The organism is Olsenella sp. oral taxon 809 str. F0356, assembly GCF_000233535.1.
In the GTDB taxonomy this organism is placed as follows: Bacteria; Actinomycetota; Coriobacteriia; order Coriobacteriales; family Atopobiaceae; genus Olsenella_I; species Olsenella_I phocaeensis.
Map to the genome: position 1 here is coordinate 2,060,820 of NZ_JH376563.1, position 26,706 is coordinate 2,087,525.

The following is a 26,706-nucleotide window of genomic DNA, read 5'->3' on the forward strand; positions in this document are numbered from 1 at the left end:
CCCCACGTCCACCTTCTGCGTGGCTACCTCGTGTCCGCCTTCTGCGTAGCTACCTCGTGCTCTCCTGCTCCCTTACCTCACGCCTGCCTTGCGCTTGGCACGCTCGATCTCGGCCAGCTGCTCGGGGGACAGCCTGATTCCGTGCACCGCCGCGCTCTCCGCGCGCTCGTCCACGATGCGGTCGGTGTAGCTACGCTGGTAGCGAGTCTCGTCCACATAGGGCGCCACCACGCGCTCGGTGGGGTCGTCGGGATTCTGGACCCTGAACGCCCCGCCGTTCCTGAAGTTCTCCTTCGCCACCGAGATCATCAGCTTGATGCGGTTGAGCTGGTTGACCTCCGACGCACCGGGGTCGTAGTCGACGGCCACGATGTTGGACTCCGGGTGCATCTGGCGCAGCCTCTTGATGACCGACTTGCCCACGACGTGGTTGGGCAAGCAGGCGAAGGGCGAGGCGCAGACGATGTTGGGGGTGCCGCTCTCGATGAGGTCCACCATCTCGGCCGTGAGCAGCCAGCCCTCGCCCATGGTGTTGCAGAGCGAGAGGACCTGCTTGGCCTTGGCGGCGAGCTCGAAGATGTCGATGTAGGGCTCGAAGCGCTCGGACCTCTCGAGCATGCGGTTGATCGGCGCGCGCATGCCCTCGATCAGCTTGATGCCCGCACCGTGCGTGAGGCGGCTCGTCGCCTTGGTGCCCAGCTCGTCCCTCATGTTGATCTGGTTCGAGGTGCCGAAGAGGAAGAAGTCCACGAGGCCCGGGACGTCGGCCTCGCAGCCCTCGCCCTCGATCACGTCCACGACCTGGTTGTTGGCCGTGGGGTGGAACTTGACGAGGATCTCACCCACGACGCCGACGCGCGGCTTGCTGCGGTCGTCCACCAGGGGCAGGGCGTCGAAGCGGTCGACGGTGTCCTGGCAGAGGCGGTAGAAGCTCTTGCGGTCGGTGCGGCAGATCAGCGCCTTGGCACGGCTCATGAAGTGGTCGAAGAGCCTGTTGGCGGCACCGGCCTCGGCCTCGTAGGGACGGGTGCGGTACAGGAGCTTCATCAGCAGGTCGCCGTAGAGCAGGCCGTAGACTGCCTTCACGATGAGGCCGGGCCTCAGGATCTGGAAGCCGGGGTTGTCCTCGTCGAGCCCTCCTGCGACGGAGAGCGAGATCACGGGGACGTCCTCATGCCCGGAGTCCTTCAGGGCCTTGCGAATGAGCGCGATGTAGTTGGTCGCGCGGCAGCCGCCGCCGGTCTGCGAGATGAGCACGGCCGTGCGGGACAGGTCGTACTTGCCCGAGAGCACCGCCTCCATGATCTGGCCCGTGACCAGGATCGAGGGGTAGCAGATGTCGTTGTTCACGTACTTGAGCCCCGTGTCCACGGCCTTGTGGTCGACGGAGGGCAGGAGCACCACGTTGTAACCCTCGGAGCGCAGGAGCTCCTCCACGATCTCGAAATGGATGGGCGACATCTGCGGTGCCAGGATGGTGTAGCCCTCGGCCTGCATCTGCTTGGTGTAGCGCACCTTCTTGACCGCGGCGCTCTTTGCCTCGCGGTACACCGGGGTGCGACGGCTGAGGTCGGTCTGGCGCGCGTGCTCCAGCGAGCCATCTGCCAGGCGCACGCCGACGGGGGCCGCCTCGCCGGCGACGCCGGCCGCGGTCTGGCGCTCGAGCTCGGCGCGCTGCTCCTTGAGCGCGGCCATGAGCGAGCGCACGCGGATGCGGGCGGCGCCCAGGTTGCTCACCTCGTCGATCTTGAGCACGGTGTAGATCTTGCCCGAGGCCTCCAGGATCTCCTGCACCTGGTCGGTGGTGAGGGCGTCCAGGCCGCAGCCGAAGCTGTTGAGCTGGATGAGGTCGAGGTCGTTGCGGCTGGCCACGAAGCGGGCAGCGCGGTACAGGCGGCTGTGGTACATCCACTGGTCGACCACGCGGATGGGCCGCTCAGGCTGCATCTTGTGGGCGACGGAGTCCTCGGTGAGAACCGCGAACCCAAAGGAGTGCAGGAGCTCCGGGATGGCGTGGTTGATCTCGGGGTCGTTGTGGTAGGGGCGGCCCGCCAGGACGATGCCGTGTGCGTCGTTGTCCTCGATCCACTGCAGGACCTCGTCGCCCAGGCGGTGCATCTGGTCCTTGAAGGCCAGGTCCTCCTCCCACGCCGCGTTGACGGCGGCGTCTATCTCCTGGCGCGTGATCGCCTCTCCCCTGAAGCGGCCCTTGCCGGCGCGTACGTCCTCGGCCCTCTGGACGGCGATGAGCTCGTACAGGCGGCGCTTGAGCTCGCGCTTGTCGTCGTAGGGGATGAAGGGCGCCAGGTACTCGACCTTGTCGGAGGCGAGCTCGTCCACGTTGAGCTCCAGCGCCTGCGGATAGCTCATGACGATGGGGCAGTTGTAGTGGTTGGTGGCGCTGCCGTCCTCGGTGCGCTCCCAGCGGATGCAGGGCATCCAGATGAAGTCCGGGTCCTTGGCCAGGAGGTTCATGACGTGGCCGTGGCTCAGCTTGGCCGGGTAGCAGACGGACTCGGAGGGCATGGACTCGATGCCCGCCTCGTAGGTCCTCTTGGTGGTCTGGTCGCTCAGCACGACCGAGAAGCCGAGCTCGGTGAAGAAGCGGTGCCAGAAGGGGTAGTTCTCGTACATGTTGAGCGCGCGGGGGATGCCCACCGTGCCGCGGGGCGCCTCGTCGGGCGCAAGCCCCTTGCGGTCGAAGAGCAGCTTGTTCTTGGTGGCGAAGAGGTTGGGAGCCTTGCTCTGCTCCCTCTTTGACTTGCCCGCGCCCTTCTCGCAGCGGTTGCCCGTGACGAAGCGGTGGCCCCCGCCGAAGTCGTTGATGGTGAGCTGGCAGTTGTTGGAGCAGCGGCCGCAGTGGGTCTGGATGCGCTTGACCTCGAGGGTGTCGATGGCGACGCGCGGCAGCAGTGTGGAGGTGCCGCTCGCACCGGCGCGGTCACGGGCCAGGAGAGCCGCACCGTAGGCGCCCATGACGCCGGCGATGTCGGGGCGGATCACGTCGCGGCCGGTGAGCAGCTCGAAGGCGCGCAGGGTGGCGTCGCTCATGAAGGTGCCGCCCTGGACCACGACGTACTTGCCAATCTGGTCGTAGTCGCGCAGCTTGATGACCTTGAACAGGGCGTTCTTAATCACGGAGTACGAGAGGCCCGCGGCCACGTCGCCGATGGTCGCCCCCTCCTTCTGCGCCTGCTTCACGCGGGAGTTCATGAAGACGGTGCAGCGGCTGCCCAGGTCGATGGGCCTCTCTCCCCCGACTGCTGCCTTGGCGAACTCCTGCACGGTCATGCCCATGGAGTCGGCGAAGTTGGCGATGAAGGAGCCGCAGCCGGCCGAGCACGCCTCGTTGAGCATGATGTGCTCGATGACGCCGCCCTTGACCTGCAGGCACTTCATGTCCTGGCCGCCGATGTCCAGGATGAACTCGACGTCGGGCACGAAGGCCTTGGCACCACGCAGGTGCGCCACGGTCTCGATCTCTCCGGAGTCGGCGCGCAGGGCCTCGATGAGGATGCCCTCGCCGTAGCCGGTGGTGGTCACGTGCCCGATGGCGCAGTCCTCGGGCACGTGGTCGTAGATGTCGTCCATGATCTTGCGGGCGGTGCCCAGGATGTCGCCGTTGTTGTTGTCGTACCAGGTGTAGAGGAGCTGTCCGGCCTCGCCCACGACGGCCGCCTTCATGGTGGTGGAGCCGGCGTCGATGCCTATGAACACGCGACCGTGGTAGTCCTCGAGCCGTCCCTTGGGCACGACCTGCTTGTCGTGACGCTCCTTGAAGGCGCGATAGTCGTCCTCGGTGGCGAAGAGCGGGTCGAGGCGCGCGACCTCGGAGCCCTGGGTGCCCTTGAGGCTGGCAAGGGCGTCGACGACCTCGCTGAAGGTGACGTGCTTGTCGGACTCCCCGGCGAGGGCGGCACCCGTCGCCACGAAGAGGTGGGCGTTGGCGGGGATGACGCGGTGCTCCTCGTCCAAGTGCAGCGTCTCGTAGAAGCGCTTGCGCAGCTCGGAGAGGTACTGCAGGGGCCCGCCCAGGAAGGCCACGTAGCCGCGGATGGGGTGCCCACAGGCGAGGCCCGACACGGTCTGGTTGGCCACGGCCTGGAAGATGGAGGCGGCCACGTCCGCGGGGGCGGCGCCCTCGTTGAGCAGCGGCTGCACGTCTGACTTGGCGAAGACGCCGCAGCGGCTCGCGATGGGGTAGATGTGCGTGGCCTCCTTGGCCATCTGGTTGAGACCGGAGGCGTCCGTGCGCATGAGCGAGGCCATCTGGTCGATGAAGGCGCCCGTGCCGCCGGCGCAGGTGCCGTTCATGCGCTGCTCGATGCCGTTGTCGAAGTAGATGATCTTGGCGTCCTCGCCGCCCAGCTCGATGGCGCAGTCGGTCTGGGGGATGAGGGCCTCGACCGCACGCTTCGAGGCGATGACCTCCTGCACGAACTCGAGGTCGAGCCACCTGGCGAGCAGCATGCCGCCGGAGCCGGTGATGGACACGCGCATGGAGGGGTCGCCGATGACCGAGCGGGCTCGCTCGAAGAGGGCCTTCGCGGTGGCTCGCACGTCGGTGTGGTGACGTTCGTAGTTCGCGTAGACCAGGTGGTTGCGGGCGTCGATGACGGCGAGCTTGACCGTGGTGGAGCCCACGTCGATGCCCAGCCTGAGCTCGGCGTGCCCCAGGTCGACGGGGTTGGCGGGGCTGAGCTCCGCCCCCTGCTGCCTCAGCTCCACTCCCTGCGTGGCCTCTGTCTGCGCCGCGTTGGAACCTGCGTGGTTAGTCATCGCTTGTCTCCTTAATTCCAAGAAGGGAGAGGCCCAGGGCGTCGACGTCGAACTGCAGCGACTTGCCGTAGAGGTCTCCGGGCCTGACGAACAGGAGAGCGGTCATGACGCGCGCCATGTCGCCCACGTCCTCGCGCATCCCCGCCGAGAGCCAGCGCGCGAGGACGCCGACCTCGGCCGAGATGACGAAGGTGAGGTAGTAGTCGAAGAAGGGGATGGCGCGCAGGTCCAGCCCGTCGAGCGCACGGTCCTGTACCACCTCGCGCACCATGAGCTTGATGCGCTCGGCGAAGGCAGGGTCTCCCCCCTCGCCCAGAAGGGGGCTCAGGTAGGGGCGGGACCTGAAGTACTCGAGGAGCCCCACCGCGCCGGGAGCCGGCTCGAGCCGGGCGATGACCCTCTGGAGCTCGTCCAGGTTGACGGCGGAGAGCCGTGCGACGCGGCTCCTGAGCTCGTCGATGGTCCGCTCCTCGAGCGAGGACACGAGGTCGGGGATGTCCCGGTAGTGGGAGTAGAAGGTGCGCCTCGTGATGCCTGCGCGGTCCGAGACGGCGGTGACCGTGACCTGGGAGAGGTCGCCCGTCACCTCGATCTCTTCCGCGAGGGCGTCGCGCAGGGCACGCCTCGTGCGCACGACGCGTCGGTCGGCGCTCGCCGCCGTGGCGGCGCTCTTCTGGCGAGGGGCCTGTCGCATGCCGCGACTCCTTCCCTGTTGGCAGTCACTTCGCACCCTGTGAAGTATGTTACAGCGTGGGAATTATTGCACAAGGCGAGAAGTATCACCAGACGAGAGTGACGGGCGCACGTCGCTCACACATTCGGCCAAGCCGCGACAAGAAAGGCGCGCCCCTCTCCCCTCACGAATCGTCAGACGCCAAGATGGCTTCAGCCCAACTCGCAAATCCGTACAACCTGTTGTTGCGCAAGGCGTCGAGCTCCTCGCCCCACCCTCGCGGTGGATGTCGCTTCTCGCTCACCAGCACCTCAAGGGCGTCAAAGACCACCTGCGAGCGCGAGCTCGCCAGTTCCAGCAGAAAGGCATCTGGATGGCGCGCCGTCACGCCAAACTGCCGCAGGACGGAGTCGGGGAAGTCTTTGAGGTTGTACGTGACGATGGTGCCCGCGCCCGCGGCGATTGCGGCACGCACCACATGCACGTCGTCCAAGTCCGGAAGGTCAAGGCCAGGTGGCCGCCTCGCAAGCTTTACCTGGGCAAACGGAAATGCCTTGTTGGCAGCGTCAAAGATGGCATCGCCCGCGTTGCCACGAATGCGCTAGTTCGCCCTCCTGGCTTCTTCGATGATGCGTTTGGACCAGACGGGCTCGAATACCTCGGCGTCGGCAAGCGTGAGCAGCACGTCAAGCGTCCATGTCGTGACGAAGACGTTTGCGTCAAGGACAGCAAGCTGCATTGCGGCTAGCCGAGACCGTCAAGGTACGATGACAGGTCCGTATCATAGAAGCCCGCCTCGTCTGCGGCATCCCTCATCTCTTCGAGCGCGGCAGACCGCTGCGCGCGCACTCTCAACGCAAGGGACACGACATCCTCCATAGCGACCCTCCTGTGGTGGTTGCCGCCGATGCGCTCGCACGGCAGCTCCCTCCTGTCAATCATGCGAGCGACGGTCCTGCGAGACACGCCGAGGACCTTCGCTGCCGTTCCCGTGCCGACGAGGTGCGGACCACGACCCTTGCCCTCTGAAGGCGAGGAGAGGACCTGAGCCACCTGTTTGGCAAGCTCATAGGCCTCCTGGGTGAGCCGCATGCGGTCCCCCTGCGCGCTCACGAGGTAGGGACACGTAGTGGGAACAAGAGTCGTGGTATGCATTTCTTCTCCCTCCCTCGTCTGTCTTGGCTGCATTCATCTTAGCAAAAACGGTCAAAACGGACATCTCGGCACAAGAAGGCGCGCCCCTCTCCCCCGCAAGACGCAGGCGAGAGGGGCGCACGACGATCCAGCGGCAATCTGTGCCCTAGAGCTCGATCTCCTTGCCGGCGACGAACTTGGCGGCAAGCCTGCCACCCTCGTCGGCGAGGTAGCAGTAGCGCTCGAGGCGCTGCTCCACGCTCAGCTCGCGCGGCGAACGGATGCCGGAGTCGTCCAGCACGAGCGCGTCGAAGTCGAAGCCCTCGTCCAGGCTTCCCACCTTGCCGAAGAACGAGCCGCCGCCCAGCGTGGCGATCCAGAAGGCCTCCTGGATGGTGAGCGACGGGAGCTCCTGGTCGACGCAGCGCCAGCGCAGCTTGGAGCAGCCCACGGCGTCGGCGACGGCACGGAACATGTTGAGGCTCGCGCCGCCAGCGACGTCGGTGCCCAGTCCCACGTTGACGCCGCGGCACAGGTAGTCGCGGATGGGAGCGATGCCGGACGAGAGGAAGGCGTTGGACTGGGGGCAGTGCGCCACGTAGGTGCCCGTAGCCCTCAACAGCTCGACCTCCTCGGGGGTGGAGTAGTTGCAGTGCGCCATGATGGTCTTGGAGTTGCCGCCCAAGAGGCCGAAGTGGTCGTAGGTCTGGCCGTAGCAGCTCGACCAGGGGCAGAGGCCCTTCACCCAGTCGATCTCGGACAGGTTCTCGGAGAGGTGCGACTGCACGGGAAGGCCCGTCTCGGCCTTGATCTTGCCGAGGCCCTCCATGAGCTCGTCAGAGCAGGTGGGCGTGAAGCGCGGGGTGAGGATGGGCAGGGTGTTCTGGTAGCGGCCGCTCACGTCCGCGAGCCAGGAGCGCGTCGCCTCGAGGGACGCCTCGGCGGTCTGGTCGCTGAGGTAGTCGGGGCTGTTGCGGTCCATGTTGACCTTGCCCACATAGGTCTTGAGGCCCGTCGCCTCGAGCTTGTCCATGAGCAGTTCGGTGCCCGGCACGTGCATGGTGCCGAAGACGACGGCCCTCGTGGTGAAGGACCTCTGGAGGTCGTCGGCGAAGATCGAGTAGCCCTTCTCCGCATAGGCGAGGTCGGCGTACTTGCTCTCCTCGGGGAAGGTGTAGGTGTTAAGCCAGTCGAGAAGCTCCAGGTCCATGGCGATGCCACGGAAGCCGTACTGCGGCGCGTGCACGTGGATGTCGTTGAGGCCGGGGACGATCAGGGCATGGCCGAAGTCGCGCAGGGGCAGCTGGGCATAGCGCTCGGGCAGCTCCTCGAAGACGCCGGCGGACGCGCCGTCGACGCAGACCACGTAGCCTGCCTCGAGCGTGCGGAACTCGGTCTGGGACACGTTGTAGCAGACGTCACCCTTGAGTACGAACGACTTGCCTTCCATGGGTTCTCCAATCCTAAGAGAGGTCCAGCATGTCGCGCGACGGGCCGCAGGCTCGGTCTGGCCCCGGCCGCGGCCCACCGCGATTCTCCTATATGACGAGGTACTTGAGGACGAACAGCACGGCCAGCGCGTACATCATGGGGCTGATGGTGCGCCTACGCTCCTCACCGGCGGCGAGGTTGACCACGACGTAGACGATGATGCCCAGGCAGATGCCCTCGGCGATGCTGTAGGTGAAAGGCATGGCGATGGCGCAGACGAAGGCGGGAAGCCCCTCGCAGACGTTGCCGAAGTCGACCCCGAAGAGGGCGCCCATCATCGAGAAGCCCACCATGATCAGGGCAGGTGCCGTCGCGAACATGGGGATCGCTAGGAAGAAGGGCGAGAGGAGGAGCGAGAGCACGAACATCACGGCGACGGTGATCGAGGTGAGCCCGGTGCGGCCGCCCGAGGTGATGCCGGCGGCGCACTCGACCGAGACGCAAGTGGGCGAGTTGCCGAAGACCGCGGCGACCATGGTGGTCAGGGACTCCGCCACGAGCGCGCCCTTGGTGTGGGCAAGGTTGCCATCCTCGTCGAGGAGGCCGGCCTTGGAGGCCGCGCCGACGAGGGTGCCCACGGTGTCGAAGAGCGAGGCGAAGAGGATGGCCATGACGACGGTGAGGAAGCCGAGGTCGGTGATGTGGCTGAAGTCGAGCTGCATGAAGGTGGGCGCCAGCGAGGGCACGGAGAGCCCGCGCGAGAAGTCGGGCAGGACGCTGTTGAAGCCCGCCGCCGGATCAGGCACATAGACGCCGGCGAGCTGGCAGACGATGCCCAGGGCCCAGGTGATGAGGATGCCCAGCAGGATGTCGCCCTTCACGTGCTTGGACGAGAGGATGCCGGTGATGATGACGCCCACGAGCGCGAGCACCACCGAAATGCCTGCCGTGGAGAAGCTGCCGTCAGCGAGGCTCTCGTGGATGTTGAAGAGCCCCACGAGGGTGGCGTCGTTGCCCACGATGATGCCGGCGCCCTTGAGGCCGATGAGGGCCACGAAGAGGCCGATGCCCGCGGTGATGGCGAGCTTCAGGCTCTGCGGGATGGCGTTGAAGACGAGGTCGCGCAGCTTGGTGACCGAGAGCAGCAGGAAGATGAGGCCCTCAACGAAGCAGGCGGCAAGGCCCACCTGCCAGCTGTAGCCCATGCTAAGGCATACGGTGTAGGCGAAGTAGGCATTGAGCCCCAGGCTCGGGCCCAGGATGAAGGGATAGTTGGTCATGAGGCCCATGAGGCAGGTGCCGATGAAGGTGACCACCGCGGTCGCCGTGAACACCGCGCCGCTGTCCATCCCCGACTGTGCGAGCACGGAGGGGTTGACGGCCAGGATGTAGGCCACGGTGACGAAGGTGGTGAGGCCGGCGATCACCTCCGTGCGGATGTTGGTCCCACGTTCCTCCAGATGGAACAACCTCTGTAGTGCTGCTTGCATAGAACCCTCCCTTGCTTGCCTGGAGGGGTGCAGGTCCCCCCGGCGCAGGGGCGCGGCGTCCATGGGCGTCTCGCTCCGTCCCCTCCACATGCCAACTAAAAACCAATTTTTCTCACTTACAAACTTTCTGTCTGCATCTTGACCATAGACTTATGCTTGCCTCCTGATTTTTTTCTTCTAGGCGAGCGGTCGCTATTTCTGGGTGTACGTAACGAAAGTTCCTGCAGCCTAAGCATTAGTTTATATTCATGTAGCTTCATAAAGATTACGAAGTGAGTGTCATATGCGGTTTTATGTGCATGATATTCTCGAATTTTTTTATTTTCTTGATAATGAATTCCTTTTTTGAAGAGTTTTGCGTCGTGTTTATAACATCCATGTTAAAGGAGGCGAGAACTGCCCCACCGAAGGGGACTTCGGGCGCAAACTGCCCTGCAAGCGCACGGAGCAACCCCCGGGCGCGACGGGGACGGCCACGAAGACCGCCCGAAGCAAATAGGGACGGAGACCCATCATGAGCATCAGCATCTCTCGCCGTAGCTTTCTCGCCAGCTGTGGGCTAGGCCTCGCCGCCGAGCTCGCCGGCTGTTCCGCGCAGGGAGGGGGCTCCGCCGGCGGCACGGCGGGATCCGCGACGGAGGCGGGCTACACCCTCGTCGAGCCCGGAAAGCTCACGATGATCAGCAACTTCTACTTCCCGCCCTTCGTCTCGATGAACGCCGACACGGGCGACTACGAGGGCTTCGACGTCGACCTCTACAAGGCGGTGTGCGAGAAGCTCGGGCTCGAGCCTAACATCCTGCCCACGGTGCAGTTCGACACCATCGTCCCCACCATCAAGCAGGGCGGCAAGGCCGACGTGTCCCTGGGTGCCGTCACCATCACCGACGAGCGCCTGCAAGAGATCGACTTCAGCAACCCCTACCTGGACTCCAACCAGGCCATCGTCGTCAAGCAGGGCAGCGCCGCCACGACGGCGGACGCCCTCAACGCCTCCGGGACCCAGATTGCCGTGCAATCCGGCACCACCGGCGAGGCATGGTCGCGCGAGAACCTCCCCAACGCCACCATCGTCCCTTTGGACGACATCATCCAGTGCCTGACCGGCGTCCAGACCGGCCTCTACGCCGCTTCCGTCTGCGACCTGCCCGTCGCAAGCTACGAGATCAGCAGCGCCTACGCAGACCTGGTCATCCCCGACGGCGGCCAAATCCCGACCGGCGAGCAGTACGGCATCGTCGTGAGCAAGGACAACCCCAAGCTCACCCAGGCGATCAACGATGCCCTTGTCGAGCTGCAGTCAGACGGGACGCAGGACCAGATCGAGCAGAAGTGGTTCGGCTCCACGATCTAGCACGTGGGCTCTAACACGTGGGATCTAGCGCGTGGGTCGTCGCGGGAAAGGGGCATGGCGGTCAGAGGCTCCAGCGGGCGATTGGGGCAGGCCGCTCCAACGGACGCGGGCGGCTGCAAAGTTGGTTGCGGACTTCTCCCCTTCCAGAGTCCGCATCTAACGCGCCGAATCCTGGGGTCTTGCATGTTGCACGACCAAACGCATCGTTGGCTGCGTAGTTTGCCCTCGCAAAACTGCGCAGCCAACTCCTTTAGGGCGCGCGGACGACTTCTCGGGCGCGCGGACGACTTCCAGAGCCGCCTAAAGCAGTCCTAGCGCCTGCATGGGCGGCACGAGCAGGATGGGCATGAAGGCGGACGGGAGCATGTTGGCCACCTTGAGGTCGGTCAGCTTGAGCAGGTTGGTCCCCACCGCGAAGAGCAGCACCGACCCCGCGAGCGCCACCTCGGCCACGACCTCGGAGGAGAGCAGTCCTCCCAGCACGGCCGCGAGCGCGCTCAGCACGCCCTCGTAGACAATCAGGCTCACCCCGCAGAAGGGCACGCCAATGCCCATCGTAGCCGCGAAGGGGATGCACACCACCAGGTCGATGACGCCCTTTGACACCAGAGTCGCGTGGTCGAGCTGGATTCCGCTCTGGAGCGAGCCCATGATCGCCATCGCCCCCGTGCAGGTGAAGAGCGTGGCCGACACGAAGCCCTCGGAGAAGCTGCCCAGGCGCTCGCTGCCTTCGAAGGCCGCGTTGATGCGTCGCTGCGCCCAGGAGCCCAGACGCGTGACCTGGCAATCGATGTCCAACCAGAAGCCCAAGAGGCAGCCCAGGGCAAGCGAGAGGGTCGCCACGATGACGCTGCCGCCCTGCGCCATGCCCTGGACCCCCACGAGCACCACGCAGAGGCCCTGTCCCTTGAGAAGGAAGTCCCCGAGCTCGTCCGAGACCCGGCTCTTGAACGCCAGGCCTATGAGCCCGCCCACGAAGGCCTCGAGGCCGTTTGCGATAGCACCAATGAGAAACACCGTGGAGCCTCCCCCGCGCGCATGCGTACCGTGCCCGCCCACAATAGTGCAACGGGCGACGGCCGAGAGCGCTGGCGGTCGCTCTTCACCTCACGCCGACGCTCGTCGCGCCTCTCGCCAGCTCCGTTACGTCGAACGCGTCTCTCGCCAGCTCGAGCACGTCAAACGCGTCAGCCGTGTGCGCCAATACGTCCAACGCGTCTGATGCCTCTACGTTTGCCCAGTTGAGCGGCGGAGAAAAAACGCGATCGACGTAGTCGAGAGTACAACGCACGCACTGGACGTAGTCGCGACGCAGATGCGCGCGCTGGACGTAGTCGGGAGCACAACGCGCGCGTTGGACGTAGTCGAGAGCAAGACGCACGCGCTGGACGTAGTCGGGAGCAAGACGCACGCGATCGACGTGGTCGCGGCGCGGACGAACAACGCACGGTCGCCCGCGCCCGAGGCCTAGTCCCCGAGCAGGGCGAGCAGATCCTCTCGCCTGAGCGAGGCGAGGCTCATGCCCTCCCCCGAGCCCACGACCTGCTCCGCAAGGTCGCTCTTCGCCTCCTGGAGGGCCAGGATGCGGTCCTCGATGCTGTCGCGCACGATGACCTTGTAGACCATGACGTCGCGGGTCTGGCCTATGCGGTGGGCACGGTCGGTCGCCTGGTCCTGGGCGGCGGCGTTCCACCAGGGGTCGGCGTGCACCACGATGGAGGCACCGGTCAGGTTGAGGCCCGTGCCGCCCGCCTTGAGCGAGATCAGGAACACCGGCGTCTGGTCCTCGTTGAAGACGTTCACCAGCTCGAGGCGCCTCTTCTTGGGCGTCGCCCCCGTGATGGTGTAGTAGGGGTGCCCACGTTCGTCCAGCTCGTGCGCGATGAGGGCGAGATAGCTCGTGAACTGCGAGAAGACGAGCATCTTGGACCCCGAGTCCACGGCGCTCTGCACCAGCTCGAGCACCGCGTCCAGCTTGCAGGAGGGGCCGTCGTAGTCCTCGAATAGGAGGCGCGGGTCGCAGCAGATCTGCCTCAGGCGGGTGAGCTCCGCCAGGACCTGGAGCTTGCCCGAGTCGAAGCCGTCGTCGCTCTGCCTGGTGAGCGAGAGGCGCAGCGCCTGCTCGCTGGCGGAGTAGAGGCTCCGCTGCTCCCCCTCCATCCGGGCGTAGACCACCTGCTCGAGCTTCTCGGGCAGGTCGTGCAGGACCTCTCGCTTGAGGCGGCGGAGCACGAAGGGGCCCACGGCGGCGCGCAGCCTCTGGGCGACCTCCTCGTCACCCTCCACGATGGGCTGCTCGTAGCGGTCGCGGAAGCGGTCATAGGAGCCCAGGAGCCCCGGCATCAGGAAGTCGAAGATGCTCCAGAGCTCCGAGAGCCGGTTCTCTATGGGCGTGCCGGTGAGGGCGAAGCGGTGGCGCGCGTCGAGCGCCTTGACCGCGCGGGCGGCGAGAGTCTCGTGGTTCTTGACGTACTGCGCCTCGTCCAGCACCTCGCACCACAGCGGCATGGCCATCCAGGCCTCCACGTCCCGCCGCAAGAGGTCGTAGGAGGTGACGAGCACCTCGTGGCCCGGCTCCCTGCGGACGCGGTCTCGCTCCGCCGCCGTGCCCGCGACCACCGCCACGTCCAACTGCGGGGCGAACTTCTCGAACTCGGCCTGCCAGTTGTAGACCAGGGAGGCCGGGCACACGATCAGGGTGAGGCCCCTGCCGCGGCGGGCGAGCAGGAGCGAGATGAGCTGCAGGGACTTGCCCAGTCCCATCTCGTCGGCGAGGATCCCGCCGAAGCCCATGTCGCAGAGGGCGCTCAGCCAGCCGAAGCCCTCGGCCTGATAGGGCCTGAGCAGGCCGGCGAGCGACGCGGACGGCTCGTAGTCCGCCGGGTCGTGCGAGCGGAAGTCGCGCAGGAACTCCCTGAACGACTCGTCCTTCTCGTCGTCCGAGACCAGGGTGTCGAGGAGGGCGAGCTTGTAGGAGGGGATCCGGGCATGCCCGCTGGCAAGCTCCCGCGAGCCAAGCCCGAGCTCGTCGGCGAGGCGCTCCGCCTCGTCCAGGTCGAGGCCCGAGAGGTCAACGAAGGAACCGTCCCTGAGGCGGTGGAAGCGCTTGCGTCGGCGGTAGCTCCCGAGCAGGGCATGGAGCTCCGAGAGCGGCAGGTCGTCGGCGGACACGCTGAGGTCGATGAGGTTGGACCTCACGGAGAGGCCCAGGCGCACCCGGGGCCTGGCGTCGCTCGCCAGGCGGTCGAACTCGGGCGTCGTGAGCACCCGGCCCATCGCGGCGAACTCCGCGAGGCCCGAGAAGAGCAGGCGGGCAATGGCATCATCGGAGCGGGCGGGTATGCGGGCGAGCCCCTCCCCCTTGCGCCCCGACAGGTAGCGCAGGGCAAGCTGACGGGCGCCGGCCTCGGCCTCGAGGTCACGCCCAGGCTCCACGACGGACCCCAGCTCGTAGGCGAGCACGTGGTGGCGGCGCTCGCCATAGGCCGCCTGGACGTCGCAGCTCACGCCCTCCCTGTCGTAGTCGAGGTAGAACTCGACCTGGCAGGGCAGCGGTCGCAGCTCGTCCAGTGACTCGGGCAGCTCCACGTCCATGGCTCGCTCGAGCTTGGGCAGGAGGTTCGCCGCGAAGCGCGGTGCGTCGGCGGCGGAGAGGAGCAGCTGGGGAAGCGGGCTCCCGAAGACCCCGGTGAGGAAGGGCGCCACGCGCTCGAGGCGGGCCGGGCAGCGCCAGAGGGTGTCCCCCTCCACGGCATAGAGGTGCTCGTCGGTGGAGAAGAACTCCGCCGACCCCTGGCGCTCGAGCTCGTAGGAGTCGTCACCGGCGGGGAGTACGGCCAAACGCAGGCGGGGCTCCCCGTCGCGCACCACGACGCGCCGGGTCGACGCTTGCCTGCGGGCCAGGGTGGGCACGCTCTCGAGCTCCAGCTCGCTCCCCAGCATGAGCTCGAGAAGCTCGTCGGCCTCCGGGCCGGACAGCCTGAGCTCCCGCCCCGCAGACGATCCCGAGGCGCCCGACACGCCGAAGACCCTGCCGCCAAGGCGCTCCGACGAGAAGGCCCTCCGGTTCTGCACCGCACGCGAGAGGAAGCGCAGGAGCTCACGGGAGGGCAGGTCGAACATGCGCTGCTCGTGCACGAAGGCGAGCCTCTTGCCGTACTCGAAGAACTCCTCCCCCTGCACGGCCTGAACCAGGCCCGAGATGCTCCGCACCACGTAGGAGCCATGTGAGCCCCCTATGCGAAGGCGCAGGAAGAGGTCGCGGTCGCGCACCAGCGTGGGCAGAAGCCGGACGCCGCCCGGGCGCTCCGGCGTCTGGCCGCCCACCACCACGTGGCGCGCCGCCTCGCTGCGGTCGAGGAGCTCGCCCAGGACGGACGAGGTGCTGGCGTGCATGGTGCGGCTGTGACCCTCGTACGACTCGGGGCTGGCGTTGTAGTCGAGGGCGAGGGCGATGCTGTGCTTGCAGGGGCCGGGGTAGCGGTCCGAGGCGGGGCAGGTGCAGGAGTAGGAGGCGACGCGGTCGGCCGCCTCGTCGAAGGCGATGCGCGCGTCGTAGTGGTCGGCGTAGCCCGACGACGACGCGACCCTGCCCGACAGTCTGGTGAGGGCCCCGTCATAGTCGCATGACCTCCGGCCGATGGACCCCGGGCGATGCGCGATGATACGGCCCCTGCCAAGGATGGCGGGCCTGCAGGCACGGCTCAGGGCGATCTCGGAAATCACGGGGCCTCCTCACGGGTTGCGCTCGCCGCGTCGCCGGACGGGCGAACGGTAGCGAACCAGCGTAGCCCATCGGAGGGCGCCAGGCGGGCAGGCGAGGCCAAAGCCCACCATAACTACGGGAACGGGATAACTACGGGAACGGGACCCGACGAGACGCCACAGGGGGCGCACCGCCTCCGCCTACGCGCGCCCCTCGCCCCTACCGCCGGCGAGCTCGCTCACCAGCACGGCGGAGAAGACCAGCGCGAAGCCCAGCGCCAACTGGGGCGTGAGGGGCTCGCCGTAGAGGAGCACGCTAAAGAGCATGGCGAAGACGCTCTCGAGCGAGAGGAGCAGGGCGGCGCGCGAGGGGTCCACCTTCTTCTGGGCGACGTTCTGTATGAGGAGCGCCACGACCGAGGCCAGGACGACCAGATAGGCGAGCTGCAGCCAGAAGTCGACCCCCAGGTCGAGCGCGTGCGGCAGGGGCTCGCGGGCGAGCGCGTAGGCGAGGCTCACCGCCGAGCTCACGAAGAACATGACGATGGTGAGGGTCACGCTGTCGTGGGCGCTGCCGTAGCGGCCCACCGCGACGATGTTGAGCGCGAAGAAGAGCGCCGAGAGGAGGGTGAGCCAGTCTCCCCCGGAAAGCCAGGGCGAGAGGTCCCCCCGAAGCGAGACGAGACCCACCCCCACTAGGCACATGAAGGCGGCGACCAGGTTGTTCGCGCCGGGACGCCGCCTCTGGACCAGCCAGTCGACGAAGGGGACCATCACGCAGTAGGTGGCGGTGAGAAGGGCGTTCCTGCCAGGGGTCGTGTCGGTGAGGCCGACGTTCTGTATCAGGAAGGCGAGACCCTCGGGCAGGCCCACCATGAGGCCGGCGACGAGGTGGCTACCGTCGAGGTTGTCGCGCAGGCGCCTCCAGAAGACGGCGGCGAGGATCGCCCCCGCCAGGAAGAAGCGGGCGGCGAGCAGCCAGCCGGGGCTCACGGCGTCGAGCGCGCCCTTGAGCACGACGAAGGCGCCGCCCCAGATGATGGTGGTGACGACCAGGGCCAGCTCGAGCGCCCAGGCGGGGATGTTCGACGAGTCTCTCATGGCTGGGATTATACGGACTCGCGCCGCCACGGCGGGACGGACACCCGGCGCACGCCTCCCGCCCCGCGTGCGCAACCCGCAGCCCACGCCGAGCCCGCGCCGGGGGCCCTCTCTCTCTTCCGGGGACAGCGTCCCATGCATTGGCGCGCATGGAGGCCCACCCTTGCCCTAAAATGGACCTGTCTGGCACATGCGACGCCAGATTCACCGGAGAGGGGCGCCAGGGGAAGGGAACCAGGGCGCCATACGTGGTGGAGAGGAGAATCATGCAGTATTCCGCAGAAGTGGAAGGGATGTGCCCCGTCGCCAAGGGCGCGTACCACGGTCCTGCACCCATCCCCGAGGAGGGCAAGTGGGTCCAGGCCAAGGAGATCAAGGACATCTCCGGCTACACGCACGGCATCGGCTGGTGCGCACCCCAGCAGGGTGCCTGCAAGCTGAGCCTCAACGTCAAGGAGGGCGTCATCGAGGAGGCGCTCGTCGAGACCATCGGCTGCTCGGGCATGACCCACTCCGCCGCCATGGCCGCCGAGATCCTCCCCGGCAAGACCATCCTCGAGGCCCTGAACACCGACCTCGTCTGCGACGCCATCAACGTCGCCATGCGCGAGCTCTTCCTGCAGATCGTCTACGGCCGCAGCCAGACCGCGTTCTCCGAGGGCGGCCTGCCCGTCGGCGCCGGCCTCGACGACCTCGGCAAGGGCCTGCGCTCCATGGTGGGCACCACCTACGGCACCAAGGCCAAGGGCGCCCGCTACCTCGAGCTCGCCCAGGGCTACGTGACCCACCTCGCCCTCAACGAGAAGGACGAGATCATCGGCTTCGAGTACCTCAACCTCGGCAAGTTCACCGACGCCATCAAGAAGGGCGTCGACCCCAAGCAGGCCGTCGACGACGCCATCGGCCGCTACGGCCAGTGGGACAGCCCGGCCAAGGTCATCGACCCCCGCGAAGAGTAGAGAGAGGAGCTGAGCATAGTGGCAGTTACGTTCGAAGGCTACGAGCGCCGCATCGACAAGATCACCAAGGCCTGTGAGCAGTATGGCATCGCCGACCTCGACGAGGCCCTAAAGATCTGCACCGACCTCGGCTTTAACCCGTATGACATCACCACGGGCATCCAGTCCATCGCGTTCGAGAACGCCAAGTGGGCCTACACCCTGGGCTGCGCTATCGCCGTGAAGAAGGGCTGCAAGACCGCCTCTGAGGCCGCCGCGGCCATCGGCGAGGGCCTGCAGGCCTTCTGCGTCCCCGGCTCCGTCGCCGAGGACCGCAAGGTCGGCCTGGGCCACGGCAACCTCGGCGCCATGCTCCTGGGCGAGGACACCGAGTGCTTCGCCTTCCTGGCCGGCCACGAGTCCTTCGCCGCCGCCGAAGGCGCCATCGGCATCGCCAACAACGCCAACAAGGCCCGCAAGAAGCCCCTGCGCGTCATCCTGAACGGCCTCGGCAAGGACGCCGCCCAGATCATCGCCCGCATCAACGGCTTCACCTACGTGAAGACCCAGTTCGACTACTTCACCGGCGAGCTCAAGGTCGTCGAGACCATCCCCTACTCCGACGGCCCGCGCGCCAAGGTCAACTGCTACGGCGCCGACGACGTCCGCGAGGGCGTCGCCATCATGTGGCACGAGAACGTCGACATCTCCATCACCGGCAACTCCACCAACCCCACGCGCTTCCAGCACCCCGTCGCGGGCACCTACTTCAAGGAGCGCACGCTCGCGGGCAAGAAGTACTTCTCCGTGGCCTCCGGCGGCGGCACCGGCCGCACCCTGCACCCGGACAACATGGCCGCCGGCCCCGCCTCCTACGGCATGACCGACACCATGGGCCGCATGCACTCCAGCGCCCAGTTCGCCGGCTCCTCCTCCGTCCCCGCGCACGTGGACATGATGGGCCTCATCGGCATGGGCAACAACCCGATGGTAGGCTGCACCGTGGCCTGCGCCGTCGCGGTCGAGGAGGCCCTCGCCAAGTAGGCGCCCTCCCCGACCACAGGCTCCGACCAGGGGCCGTCGCCTTCGGGCGGCGGCCCCTTCTCCATGCCCGTCCGGCCGGATGCGCCGGGGCGGGCGGGACGAGGCTCGGGGCCTGCTAAGATGGTGGGAGCCCAAGCCCAGATGGCCGACACAAGGAGGCCCCCATGCCCCACGCAGTCCTGGCAGAGCTCGCGAGCACGGCCCTCATGATCGTCTTCGGCGTCGGCGTGCACTGCGACACCGTGCTCAAAGGCACCAAGTACCAGGGATCGGGGCACATGTTCGCCATCACCACCTGGTCCTTCGGCATCTCGGTCTGCCTCTTCGTCTTCGGCGGCTCGGTCTGCATGAACCCCGCCATGACCCTCGCCCAGTGCATCCTGGGGCTGGTCCCCTGGGGGATGTTCGTGCCCTACGTCGTCGCCCAGATGCTCGGAGCCTTCCTGGGGGCCGTCGTCGCCTGGTTCATGTACGCGGACGACTTCCGTGCCTCCGAGGGCGTCATCGACGCCACGGCGCAGCGCAACATCTTCTCCACCAACCCCGTGATCCAGAACCTCCCGCGCGACTTCGCCTGCGAGGCGCTCTGCACCTTCGTCTTCATCAGCGCCATCCTCGCCGCCGCCAGCCGCGCGGGCGAGAACGTGATCATGCTCGCCATCGCCGTGGGCCTCATCGTCTGGGCCGTGGGCATGGGCATGGGCGGCATCACGGGCTTTGCCATGAACCAGGCCCGCGACCTGGGTCCCCGCCTCGCCTACCAGCTCCTCCCCATCAAGGGGAAGGTGGACAACAACTGGCGCTACGGGCTTCTCGTCCCGGGCATCGCCCCCTTCGTGGGTGCCGTCGCCGCAGCCCTCTTCGTCCACGGCTTCCTGGGCGTCTTCTAGCGAGGAGTCCGAAGGCGCCGGGGAAGGCGCCTCTCGCCCGCACGGGCAAGCACCAGACCAAGCCACGGCCACGTCCCATCAGGAGGATGCGATGCATGACTACGTACTGAGCTGCTGCTCGACCGCCGACGTGACGGAGGACTTCCTCCACGCGCGCGACATCGAGTGCGTGTACTTCAACTACCAGGTCGACGGCGTCTGGTGCAAGGACGACTTCGGTCGCACGCACGCCCCCGCCGAGCTCTTCGAGCGGATGCTCTCCGGCGCGGACGTGACCACCTCGCAGGTCTCCGTCGGCGACTACATCGAGTTCTGGCGTCCCTTCCTCGAGGCGGGGAGGGACGTGCTGCACCTGACCCTCTCGTCCGGGATATCGGGCACCTATGGCTCCGCCTGTGCCGCCCGCGACCAGCTCGCGTCCGAGTTCCCCGAGCGCAGGCTCGTGGTCGTCGACTCCCTTGCCGCCTCGGCAGGATACGGACTGCTCATGGACCGCCTCGCGGAACTCCGCGAGGGCGGCATGGGAATCGAGGAGCTCGCCGCCTGGGCCCTGGAGCACCGCCTCGAGGTCCAGCACTGGTTCTTCTCGTCCGACCTGACCTTCTTCATCAGGGGCGGGCGCATCTCCAAGGCGGCGGGACTCGTGGGTGGCCTGCTCAAGATCTGCCCCGTCATGGACGTGGAGGCGGACGGCTCGCTCGCGGTGGTGGAGAAGATACGCACCAAGGGCCGGGCGCAGAGGCGCGTGGTGCAGCTCATGCACGAGCTCGCGCAGGGTGGTGACGGCTACGACAAGCGCGTCTTCATCAGCAACTCCGCCTGCCTGGACGACGCCAGGACCGTCTCGGACCGCATCGAGGCTGAGTTCCCCCAAATGGACGGCAGGGTGCTCCACTTCGACATAGGAGCCACCATCAGCTGCCACACCGGCCCGGGCACCGTCGCCCTCTTCTTCTGGGGCAAGCCCCGCGCCTAGCCGGGCACCTCTTTTCCGCGGCACCACGACCGCCGGCCCGTCAATGGCGGGCTCGCGAGCGTCCTTCCGGCCCCGTTCACGCGGAGGCTAGGTTGGGGGATGGCCGACCAGACGACCAGACTTCAACAGGAGCTTCTGTCCCCGTTCGCGCGGGGGGCTAGGCCTTCATGCGGAAGAACTCCTCGTAGCGCTCCAGGACGCCCGGCCCCCTCAGGCTCGAGCGGAGCTCCACCCTGCCCTTCCCCTTCGAGGGCGAGAGAAGCGAGGCCTCGGACAGAAGCGAGCGCAGCCTGCGCGCGGTCCCCGCGCCGCCGTCGAAGAGGGGCACGTCACCCAGCACCTGACGGATCTGGCGGGCGACGAAGGGGTAGTGGGTGCAGCCCAGGACCACGGAGTCCACCGCACCGGCATACTCCCCCACCAGGCCTTCGATGAGCTCGAGCAGGTCGGGGGCATCCAGGTCGCCCTGCTCGATGCGATGCGCGAGCCCCACGCAGGGGACGGCGATGACCTCGGAGCCCGAGCCGAACTCGCGGGCGAGGCGGTGGAACTTGTCGAGCCTCAGGGTTACCGGGGTGGCCATGACGAGGATGCGGTCGTGTGGGTCGTGCTCGGTGGCGGGCTTGAGCGCGGGCTCCACCCCCACGATGGGCAGGCTGGGGTGCTCGAGCCGAAGTTGGGCGGCGGCCGCGCTGGTGGCGGTGTTGCAGGCGATGACCACCGCCTTCGCGCCCTCTGTCAGGAAGGAGTCCACGATGCCCCCAGAGAGCTCCCTGAGCTCGTCCACGCCCCTCTCGCCGTAGGGGTTGTGCGCGGAGTCGCCGAAGAACACGAAGTCCTCGTGCGGCAGGAGGCCCACGAGCTCGCGCAGGACGCTGATCCCGCCCACGCCGGAGTCGAAGACGCCTATGAAGCCATCGACGGACGCCATGCGCCCTCCCTTCCGGGGCCCCGCCGACCCGTCCTGCCATGACGGGGCCGCGTGCCCACCCTAGCTTACGCGCCCGTCGTCCATGGAGAAGCTCGCGTCGGCCAGCGACATGGTGCTGGCGCGGTGGCTCACCAGGAGCACCGTCCTCTTGCCGCGCTGTCGGTCGAGGCTGCGCAGGATGGTGCCCTCGTTGAGGGAGTCCAGATTGCTCGTGGGCTCGTCCAAGATCAGGAGGGGGGCGTCGTGCAGGAAGGCCCGGGCCAGGCCCAGGCGCTGCCTCTCTCCGCCCGAGAGCGTGTCCCCCAGCTCGCCCACCATGCTGTCGTAGCCCTGGGGCAGGCTCGTGACGAAGTCGTGGACGGACGCCGCGCGGCAGGCCTCCTCGAGCTCCTCCTGGGTCGCGTCGGGACGGGCTATGAGCAGGTTGTCCCGGATGCTGTCGTGGAAGAGCTGGGTGTCCTGCTCCACCAGGGCCTCGAGCGAGCGCAGGCAGCCGGTGTCCAGGGAGTCGATCCTCTCCCCAGACACCAGTATGCTGCCGCGGTCGGGATCCCAGAAGCGCATGAGCAGACGGCAGAGGGTCGACTTGCCGGACCCGCTCTTGCCCACGACGCCCACGACGCTCCCCCGCGGAAGCTCGAGCGATACGTCGCTCAGGACCCTCTCGCCCTCGTAGGAGAAGCTCACGCCCCTCAGCTCCGCACCATCGAAGCCTACCTGCGCGCCATCGGTGACCTCCTCGACCTGGGGCTCCTCGTCCAGGAGGTCAAGGACGCGACTGCCCGCGGCGAGCGTGGCCTGCAGGCCGGTGCCCAGGCGCGCCAGCGCGACGACGGGGCCGAAGGACCCAAGGAAGGCGACCACACAGACGGCCGCGGACGCCCCGTCGAGGCTCCCCGAGACGACGAGATGCGCCGCCAGGGCAAGCTCGGCCAGCGAGAGGAGGGTGATGCAGGCCCCGGCGACGGCCGACCCCATCCCTCCCAGGCCGGACATCCTGCGCTGCAGCCCGCTCAGGGCGAGGGAGTCCTCCCCGAGCCGTTCCAGGTAGCGCTCACCAGCGTCGAACTGGAGCAGCTCGGCGAGACCCCTGAGCCCGTCCAGGACGAGGCCCGAAAGGCCACCTGCCCGGTCGCGGAGCTCACGACCCAGGCCACCCGAGGCGCGCGAGGCGAGCAACGGGAGCGCCAGGCCCACCACCAGGTACCCCACGAGGGCGACCATGCCCAGGCGCAGGTCATAACGGCCGAGGAAGGCGACCATGATGCCCGACATCACGGCCGCGATGCACACGGGCGACACGGTATGGGCGAAGAAGACCTCGAGCAGCTCCACGTCCGCAGTGAGGGTCGAGACGAGGTCGCCACGGTCGCTCCCCGCGAGGCGGGCCGGCGCAAGCTCCCTGAGCTTCCCGAAGACGAGGTCGCGGACGTGCGCGAGGAGGCGGAAGGCGATGTAGTGGTTGCAGCTCTGCTCGGCGTAGTGGAGCACCCCGCGCAGGACCGCCAACGCGGCGAGGGCGCAGAATACCGCAGGCAGGCCCTCCGCCCCCAGGCTGCCGCGAGCGACGGAGACGGCTGCCCAGGCCGCGAGGGTAGGAAGGAAGGTGGCGCAGCAGAAGCCCGCAACCCCGCATGCCACCGCCACGACCATCACGCCGGCGAGAGGACGGGTGAGCGCCAGCATCCTCCCCGTGACCCGGAACCTACTCGTCCTCATCCGCACCAGTCCCCTCGACCTCGGCCGGGGCGCCCGCCCCGGCGTAGCCCTCGAGCTCCCTCTGGCTCCCCCAGAGCCTCCCGTAGGCCTCGCAGCCCCGGAGCAGCTCCTCGTGGCTTCCCGAGCCCACCACGCGACCCTTCTCCAGCACGTAGACCCTGGGCGCGTCGACCACGTTGGCAAGCCTGTGCGAGATGAGCACGACCGCCTTGTAGCGCGCGACCTCGCGCACCGCCGCCATGATCGCGTCCTCGCTCTCCACGTCCACGTTGCTCGTGGCCTCGTCCAGCACGAGCACGGACGACTCGTGCAGGAGTGCCCGGGCCAGGGCGAGCCGCTGCCTCTGCCCGCCCGAGAGGTTCTGCCCCTCCTGCTCCACGACCGTGTCGAGCCCCTGCTGCGTCCTGAGGTAGCCTGCGAGCGAGACCGAGCCCAGGGCGTCCCAGAGCTCCCCGTCGCTCGCGTCGGGCCTGGCCATGAGGAGGTTCTCGCGCACGCTGCCGCGGAAGAGGTGGGCCGCGCTGGGAACGGTGGTCACGTAGCGGGCGAGGTCGGCGCGGGAGAAGCCCTCGAGGGGCTTGCCCCCCAACAGCAGCTGGCCCTCCCAGCCCGACTCCCTGCCCGCGAGGAGCGCCGCCACGGTGGACTTGCCCGAGCCCGACTCGCCCACCAGCGCCGTGACGCCCACGGCAGGCACGTCCAGGCTCACCTCGTGCAGCACCTCCTGGCCGCCGGGATAGGAGAAGCTCAGGTGCGAGACGGACAGGTGGTCGCCGGGGACGATCCTCTCGCCCCCCTCCCCATCGCCCTCGGGGAGGTCGAGGACCCGAAAGATCTTGTCCGCCGCCGCCATCCCGTTCATGGCCACGTGGAAGTACGAGCCCAGCATGCGCATGGGCAGGAAGAAGTCGGCGGAGAGGAGCACGACGGAGATGCAGCCCGCGAGGTCGACCCCACCCTCCGCGAGCTGCCAGAGCGCCACCGCCATGCCCGCCGCGGCCCCGCCCAGGGCCACGACGTCCATCACGATGATCGAGTTGAGCTGCATGCGCAGGACCTTCATCGTGACGACGCGGAAGCGCTCGGACTCCTCGTTCATGGCCTCGTGCCGGGCCGCGTCCGCCTGGTAGATCTTGAGGGTGGTGAGGCCCTGGAGGTTCTCGAGGAAGGAGTCACCCAGGGTCGCGTACTCGTCCCAGTAGCTCGCCAGGATGCGCTTGGCGACCTTCTGCACCAGGACGATGGCCACGGGAATCAGGGGCACGCACGCCAGGAGCACGAGGGACGCCGCCAGCGAGGTCCCCCTGAGGACGAGGAAGAGGGTCAGCGGCGCCAGCACCGAGTAGAGGAGCTGGGGCAGGTAGCTGCCGAAGTAGGTCTCGAGCTGCTCCGTGCCCTCGACCGAGAGCTGCACCAGCTCCGCCGTGGGAACGTCGCGCGTGTAGCCGGGACCGACCCTGAGGAGCTTCTCGAAGATGCGCTGCCTCAGCACGCGCCTCACGTCCGAGGAGGCCTCGAAGCACTGGTCGGCCTCGAGCCGCGTCGCCACCGCCTTGACGGCGCAGGAGAGAAGCCCCACTGCCAAGGCGGGGACGAACCCCTGGGTGGAAGCCCCCACGAGCCCCGCCAGCACGGGCGCCAGCGCCCACACCAGCACCACGTCGCAGGCAAGTGAGACCCACTTGAGCCCCACGGCGAGGAGCACGTGGCGCAGGGCCCCAGGCACCAGGTCCAAGAGACGCCTGTCCAACATCCGGCAACACCCTCCCTGCGCCGCAGCGGCGTGGCCGCGGGCGGGCGACGCGCCCCGCGGCAAAAAGTTAGCTTCGTCACTCAGCTGCAAATGATACCCGCTTGCCGCGGGACTGACACTTCCCGCACAATTTGCTAAAGTGTCCATCATTAAAATGTCGCAGGTAGAGGCCATATGGGTCCAGCTACCCAAGGAAAACGAAATCAGCTCGAAAGTCTCGCGACTGACCACGCGAGAGGAGAGGTAGGCGACATGGGCAACGAAGGCAAGAAGGTGAGGGTGCACTACACAGGCACCCTCGACGACGGCAGCAAGTTCGACTCCTCCCACGACAGGGGCGAGCCGCTCGCCTTCACCTGCATGGCCGGCCAGATGATCAAGGGCTTCGACCTCGCGGTGCGCGACATGTCCGTGGGTGACGTCGTCGACGTCAGGCTCGAGCCCGACGAGGCGTATGGCCCCCGCAGGGACGAGCTCGTCCAGACCATCCCCCTGGCGCAGATCCCCGGTGCGGAGGAGCTCGAGGTCGGGGCGCACGTCATGCTCAGCTCCCCCTCCGGCCAGCCCTTCCAGGCCGTGGTCGCCGCCAAGGACGAGGGTCACGTGACCTTCGACATGAACCACGAGATGGCCGGAAAGGCCCTGAACTTCAGGATCGAACTGCTCGAGGTCAGCGAGTAGCCACTACGTCACCCCCTCCCCCGACCGAATGGCACTCGGGAAAGGAAATGGGCCGGGACGTTGCAGAAATGCCACGACGTCCAAAGGACCGAAGATGAACACCACCAGCGAACCCCTGCTTCACGCCTGGCTCCACCTCGCGACCACCATAGACAACGTCAGCATCTCCGCCGGGCTCACCCGCAACGAGATGATGGTCTGCTACGCGCTCTACCTGCAAGACCAGAGGGACCCCAGCATCCCCATCACGCCCACCCAGATCGCGCAGCGGACCAAGATCCGCAAGTCCCAGGTCAACCGCAACCTGAACCAGCTCGAGGAGAAGGGCATCATCACCCGCGAGCACAGCAAGGTCGACCGCAGGCGCGTCTTCGTGCACCTGAACAAGGACAACGTCCACGCCTTCGAAAAGGAGTACAAGGTGGGCCTGGACCTCGTGGACGAGGTCGTCAAGTTCCTAGGCGTCGAGCGCGCCAACGACATCGCCCGAGCCATGGAGGACGTGGCCAAGCTGGCCGAGGAGCAGTTCCCCATGGGGCCCATGTAGGGCGATGCCGCACACCCCGCGCCCCCTGCCACCGGTGATGGCGGGGGGCGCAGCCATGCGTCCGCGCGACGCGGACGAGGACGGAAGTGACGCGATGGCGTACAAGTCGAAGCAGATGATCGTCATGAGGCGCGACCTCAAGATGCGCAAGGGCAAGATCGCGGCCCAGGCGGGGCACGCCTGTGTCGAGGCGACCCTCATGGCCCTCGTGCGCGAGGGAAGGCTCGACGAGCTGCGCGCCACGCCCGACGAGGGCTGGGTCTACCTCGAGGAGGGCGCGCGCGAGCCCACCCCGCTCTCCGACTGGTTCGCGGCGGGAGTGGCCAAGGTCTGCGTCTACGTCGACTCAGAGGAGGAGCTCCTGCGCATCGCGGACGAGGGGCGCGAGCGGGGCCTCGCCGTCGCCCTGGTGCGAGACGCCGGCCTCACGGAGTTCCACGGGGAGCCCACCTACACCTGCCTCGCCTTCGAGCCCCTCCATGCCGACCAGGTCGACCCCATCACGGGAGAGCTGCCGCTCTACTAGGGCAACGGATCCACGGCACCAAGACGACAGGAGGA

21 protein-coding genes are annotated in these 26,706 nt (G+C 67.4%); 8 read left to right on the plus strand and 13 right to left on the minus strand.

Annotated features, from left to right (window positions below; translation table 11 throughout):
* Positions 1 to 72: 72 nt before the first annotated feature.
* The 7 genes from HMPREF1008_RS09245 to HMPREF1008_RS09270 all read right to left on the minus strand — a co-directional run bounded on the left by HMPREF1008_RS09245 (position 73) and on the right by HMPREF1008_RS09270 (position 9,507).
* A complete protein-coding gene (locus HMPREF1008_RS09245) occupies positions 73 to 4,779 on the minus strand; it encodes a 2-hydroxyacyl-CoA dehydratase (RefSeq protein ID WP_009279600.1) in 4,707 nt (1,568 codons plus the stop codon).
* Positions 4,772 to 5,473 carry a TetR/AcrR family transcriptional regulator gene (locus HMPREF1008_RS09250; RefSeq protein WP_009279601.1) on the minus strand — a complete coding sequence of 234 codons (702 nt, stop codon included), beginning with the start codon at positions 5,471 to 5,473 and terminating at the stop codon, positions 4,772 to 4,774. The genes HMPREF1008_RS09245 and HMPREF1008_RS09250 overlap by 8 nt, the downstream gene beginning before the upstream one ends.
* Before the next feature lie 163 nt (positions 5,474 to 5,636).
* Positions 5,637 to 5,945 (minus strand): hypothetical protein, encoded by a 309-nt coding sequence (locus HMPREF1008_RS10035; RefSeq protein ID WP_050796690.1) that lies wholly within the window; start codon positions 5,943 to 5,945, stop codon positions 5,637 to 5,639.
* 108 nt (positions 5,946 to 6,053) lie between these two features.
* Entirely contained in the window at positions 6,054 to 6,191 is a 138-nt protein-coding gene (locus HMPREF1008_RS10910; RefSeq protein WP_156797639.1) for a hypothetical protein, read from the minus strand.
* A 5-nt stretch (positions 6,192 to 6,196) separates the two neighbouring features.
* Positions 6,197 to 6,544 (minus strand): helix-turn-helix domain-containing protein, encoded by a 348-nt coding sequence (locus HMPREF1008_RS10040; RefSeq protein ID WP_197414921.1) that lies wholly within the window; start codon positions 6,542 to 6,544, stop codon positions 6,197 to 6,199.
* Positions 6,545 to 6,752: 208 nt separating this feature from the next.
* Complete coding sequence (locus HMPREF1008_RS09265; protein WP_009279604.1) at positions 6,753 to 8,036, minus strand: amidohydrolase family protein; 1,284 nt, start codon at positions 8,034 to 8,036, stop codon at positions 6,753 to 6,755.
* A gap of 88 nt (positions 8,037 to 8,124) precedes the next feature.
* On the minus strand, positions 8,125 to 9,507 hold the full coding sequence (locus HMPREF1008_RS09270) for an NCS2 family permease (RefSeq protein ID WP_009279605.1): 1,383 nt from the start codon (positions 9,505 to 9,507) through the stop codon (positions 8,125 to 8,127).
* A gap of 514 nt (positions 9,508 to 10,021) precedes the next feature.
* On the opposite strand from HMPREF1008_RS09270, the gene HMPREF1008_RS09275 reads away from it, so the two are divergent.
* Positions 10,022 to 10,861 (plus strand): ABC transporter substrate-binding protein, encoded by an 840-nt coding sequence (locus HMPREF1008_RS09275; RefSeq protein WP_009279606.1) that lies wholly within the window; start codon positions 10,022 to 10,024, stop codon positions 10,859 to 10,861.
* Positions 10,862 to 11,161: 300 nt separating this feature from the next.
* Here the strand turns inward: HMPREF1008_RS09275 and HMPREF1008_RS09280 are convergent, their stop codons facing one another.
* The 3 genes from HMPREF1008_RS09280 to HMPREF1008_RS09290 form a co-directional block, all read right to left on the minus strand.
* On the minus strand, positions 11,162 to 11,878 hold the full coding sequence (locus HMPREF1008_RS09280; RefSeq protein ID WP_009279607.1) for a DUF554 domain-containing protein: 717 nt from the start codon (positions 11,876 to 11,878) through the stop codon (positions 11,162 to 11,164).
* Positions 11,879 to 12,328: 450 nt separating this feature from the next.
* On the minus strand, positions 12,329 to 15,586 hold the full coding sequence (locus HMPREF1008_RS09285) for a DEAD/DEAH box helicase (protein ID WP_009279608.1): 3,258 nt from the start codon (positions 15,584 to 15,586) through the stop codon (positions 12,329 to 12,331).
* Positions 15,587 to 15,766: 180 nt separating this feature from the next.
* On the minus strand, positions 15,767 to 16,666 hold the full coding sequence (locus HMPREF1008_RS09290; RefSeq protein ID WP_009279609.1) for a DMT family transporter: 900 nt from the start codon (positions 16,664 to 16,666) through the stop codon (positions 15,767 to 15,769).
* A 266-nt stretch (positions 16,667 to 16,932) separates the two neighbouring features.
* Between HMPREF1008_RS09290 and HMPREF1008_RS09295 the strand changes: the two genes are divergently transcribed.
* From HMPREF1008_RS09295 to HMPREF1008_RS09310, 4 genes are all read left to right on the plus strand, one after another.
* Entirely contained in the window at positions 16,933 to 17,625 is a 693-nt protein-coding gene (locus tag HMPREF1008_RS09295; protein ID WP_009279610.1) for an iron-sulfur cluster assembly scaffold protein, read from the plus strand.
* An 18-nt stretch (positions 17,626 to 17,643) separates the two neighbouring features.
* A complete protein-coding gene (locus HMPREF1008_RS09300; protein ID WP_009279611.1) occupies positions 17,644 to 18,648 on the plus strand; it encodes a GGGtGRT protein in 1,005 nt (334 codons plus the stop codon).
* A gap of 164 nt (positions 18,649 to 18,812) precedes the next feature.
* Complete coding sequence (gene larD, locus HMPREF1008_RS09305; RefSeq protein WP_009279612.1) at positions 18,813 to 19,538, plus strand: D/L-lactic acid transporter LarD; 726 nt, start codon at positions 18,813 to 18,815, stop codon at positions 19,536 to 19,538.
* 91 nt (positions 19,539 to 19,629) lie between these two features.
* Positions 19,630 to 20,514 carry a DegV family protein gene (locus HMPREF1008_RS09310; protein WP_009279613.1) on the plus strand — a complete coding sequence of 295 codons (885 nt, stop codon included), beginning with the start codon at positions 19,630 to 19,632 and terminating at the stop codon, positions 20,512 to 20,514.
* Positions 20,515 to 20,671: 157 nt separating this feature from the next.
* On the opposite strand, the gene murI is transcribed toward HMPREF1008_RS09310, so the two are convergent.
* Genes murI through HMPREF1008_RS09325 form a run of 3 tightly spaced genes read right to left on the minus strand, consistent with a single transcriptional unit; the run spans position 20,672 to position 24,917 of the window.
* A complete protein-coding gene (gene murI, locus HMPREF1008_RS09315; RefSeq protein ID WP_009279614.1) occupies positions 20,672 to 21,445 on the minus strand; it encodes a glutamate racemase in 774 nt (257 codons plus the stop codon).
* Positions 21,446 to 21,505: 60 nt separating this feature from the next.
* On the minus strand, positions 21,506 to 23,164 hold the full coding sequence (gene cydC / locus HMPREF1008_RS09320) for a thiol reductant ABC exporter subunit CydC (protein ID WP_009279615.1): 1,659 nt from the start codon (positions 23,162 to 23,164) through the stop codon (positions 21,506 to 21,508).
* Positions 23,151 to 24,917: an ABC transporter ATP-binding protein/permease gene (locus HMPREF1008_RS09325; protein WP_009279616.1), complete on the minus strand. Its 1,767-nt coding sequence runs from the start codon at positions 24,915 to 24,917 to the stop codon at positions 23,151 to 23,153. The genes cydC and HMPREF1008_RS09325 overlap by 14 nt, the downstream gene beginning before the upstream one ends.
* 252 nt (positions 24,918 to 25,169) lie before the next feature.
* On the opposite strand from HMPREF1008_RS09325, the gene HMPREF1008_RS09330 reads away from it, so the two are divergent.
* The 3 genes from HMPREF1008_RS09330 to pth2 all read left to right on the plus strand — a co-directional run bounded on the left by HMPREF1008_RS09330 (position 25,170) and on the right by pth2 (position 26,671).
* Positions 25,170 to 25,598, plus strand: coding sequence for a peptidylprolyl isomerase (locus HMPREF1008_RS09330; protein WP_009279617.1), 429 nt, complete (start codon positions 25,170 to 25,172; stop codon positions 25,596 to 25,598).
* Between the two features lie 94 nt (positions 25,599 to 25,692).
* The gene (locus HMPREF1008_RS09335; protein ID WP_009279618.1) at positions 25,693 to 26,145 is read left to right on the plus strand and encodes a MarR family winged helix-turn-helix transcriptional regulator; all 453 of its coding nucleotides are present in this window, start codon (positions 25,693 to 25,695) and stop codon (positions 26,143 to 26,145) included.
* A 55-nt stretch (positions 26,146 to 26,200) separates the two neighbouring features.
* Positions 26,201 to 26,671: an aminoacyl-tRNA hydrolase gene (pth2, locus tag HMPREF1008_RS09340; RefSeq protein WP_009279619.1), complete on the plus strand. Its 471-nt coding sequence runs from the start codon at positions 26,201 to 26,203 to the stop codon at positions 26,669 to 26,671.
* Positions 26,672 to 26,706: the final 35 nt, after the last annotated feature.

Excerpts from the sequence above, each read along its gene's own strand:
- HMPREF1008_RS09245 (WP_009279600.1), bottom strand. The coding sequence starts at position 4,779 with ATGACTAACCACGCAGGTTCCAACGCGGCGCAGACAGAGGCCACGCAG.
- HMPREF1008_RS09250 (WP_009279601.1), bottom strand. The coding sequence starts at position 5,473 with ATGCGACAGGCCCCTCGCCAGAAGAGCGCCGCCACGGCGGCGAGCGCC.
- HMPREF1008_RS10910 (WP_156797639.1), bottom strand. The coding sequence starts at position 6,191 with ATGCAGCTTGCTGTCCTTGACGCAAACGTCTTCGTCACGACATGGACG.
- HMPREF1008_RS10040 (WP_197414921.1), bottom strand. The coding sequence starts at position 6,544 with ATGCGGCTCACCCAGGAGGCCTATGAGCTTGCCAAACAGGTGGCTCAG.
- HMPREF1008_RS09265 (WP_009279604.1), bottom strand. The coding sequence starts at position 8,036 with ATGGAAGGCAAGTCGTTCGTACTCAAGGGTGACGTCTGCTACAACGTG.
- HMPREF1008_RS09270 (WP_009279605.1), bottom strand. The coding sequence starts at position 9,507 with ATGCAAGCAGCACTACAGAGGTTGTTCCATCTGGAGGAACGTGGGACC.
- HMPREF1008_RS09275 (WP_009279606.1), top strand. The coding sequence starts at position 10,022 with ATGAGCATCAGCATCTCTCGCCGTAGCTTTCTCGCCAGCTGTGGGCTA.
- HMPREF1008_RS09290 (WP_009279609.1), bottom strand. The coding sequence starts at position 16,666 with ATGAGAGACTCGTCGAACATCCCCGCCTGGGCGCTCGAGCTGGCCCTG.
- HMPREF1008_RS09295 (WP_009279610.1), top strand. The coding sequence starts at position 16,933 with ATGCAGTATTCCGCAGAAGTGGAAGGGATGTGCCCCGTCGCCAAGGGC.
- larD (WP_009279612.1), top strand. The coding sequence starts at position 18,813 with ATGCCCCACGCAGTCCTGGCAGAGCTCGCGAGCACGGCCCTCATGATC.
- HMPREF1008_RS09310 (WP_009279613.1), top strand. The coding sequence starts at position 19,630 with ATGCATGACTACGTACTGAGCTGCTGCTCGACCGCCGACGTGACGGAG.
- murI (WP_009279614.1), bottom strand. The coding sequence starts at position 21,445 with ATGGCGTCCGTCGATGGCTTCATAGGCGTCTTCGACTCCGGCGTGGGC.
- cydC (WP_009279615.1), bottom strand. The coding sequence starts at position 23,164 with ATGAGGACGAGTAGGTTCCGGGTCACGGGGAGGATGCTGGCGCTCACC.
- HMPREF1008_RS09325 (WP_009279616.1), bottom strand. The coding sequence starts at position 24,917 with ATGTTGGACAGGCGTCTCTTGGACCTGGTGCCTGGGGCCCTGCGCCAC.
- HMPREF1008_RS09330 (WP_009279617.1), top strand. The coding sequence starts at position 25,170 with ATGGGCAACGAAGGCAAGAAGGTGAGGGTGCACTACACAGGCACCCTC.
- HMPREF1008_RS09335 (WP_009279618.1), top strand. The coding sequence starts at position 25,693 with ATGAACACCACCAGCGAACCCCTGCTTCACGCCTGGCTCCACCTCGCG.
- pth2 (WP_009279619.1), top strand. The coding sequence starts at position 26,201 with ATGCGTCCGCGCGACGCGGACGAGGACGGAAGTGACGCGATGGCGTAC.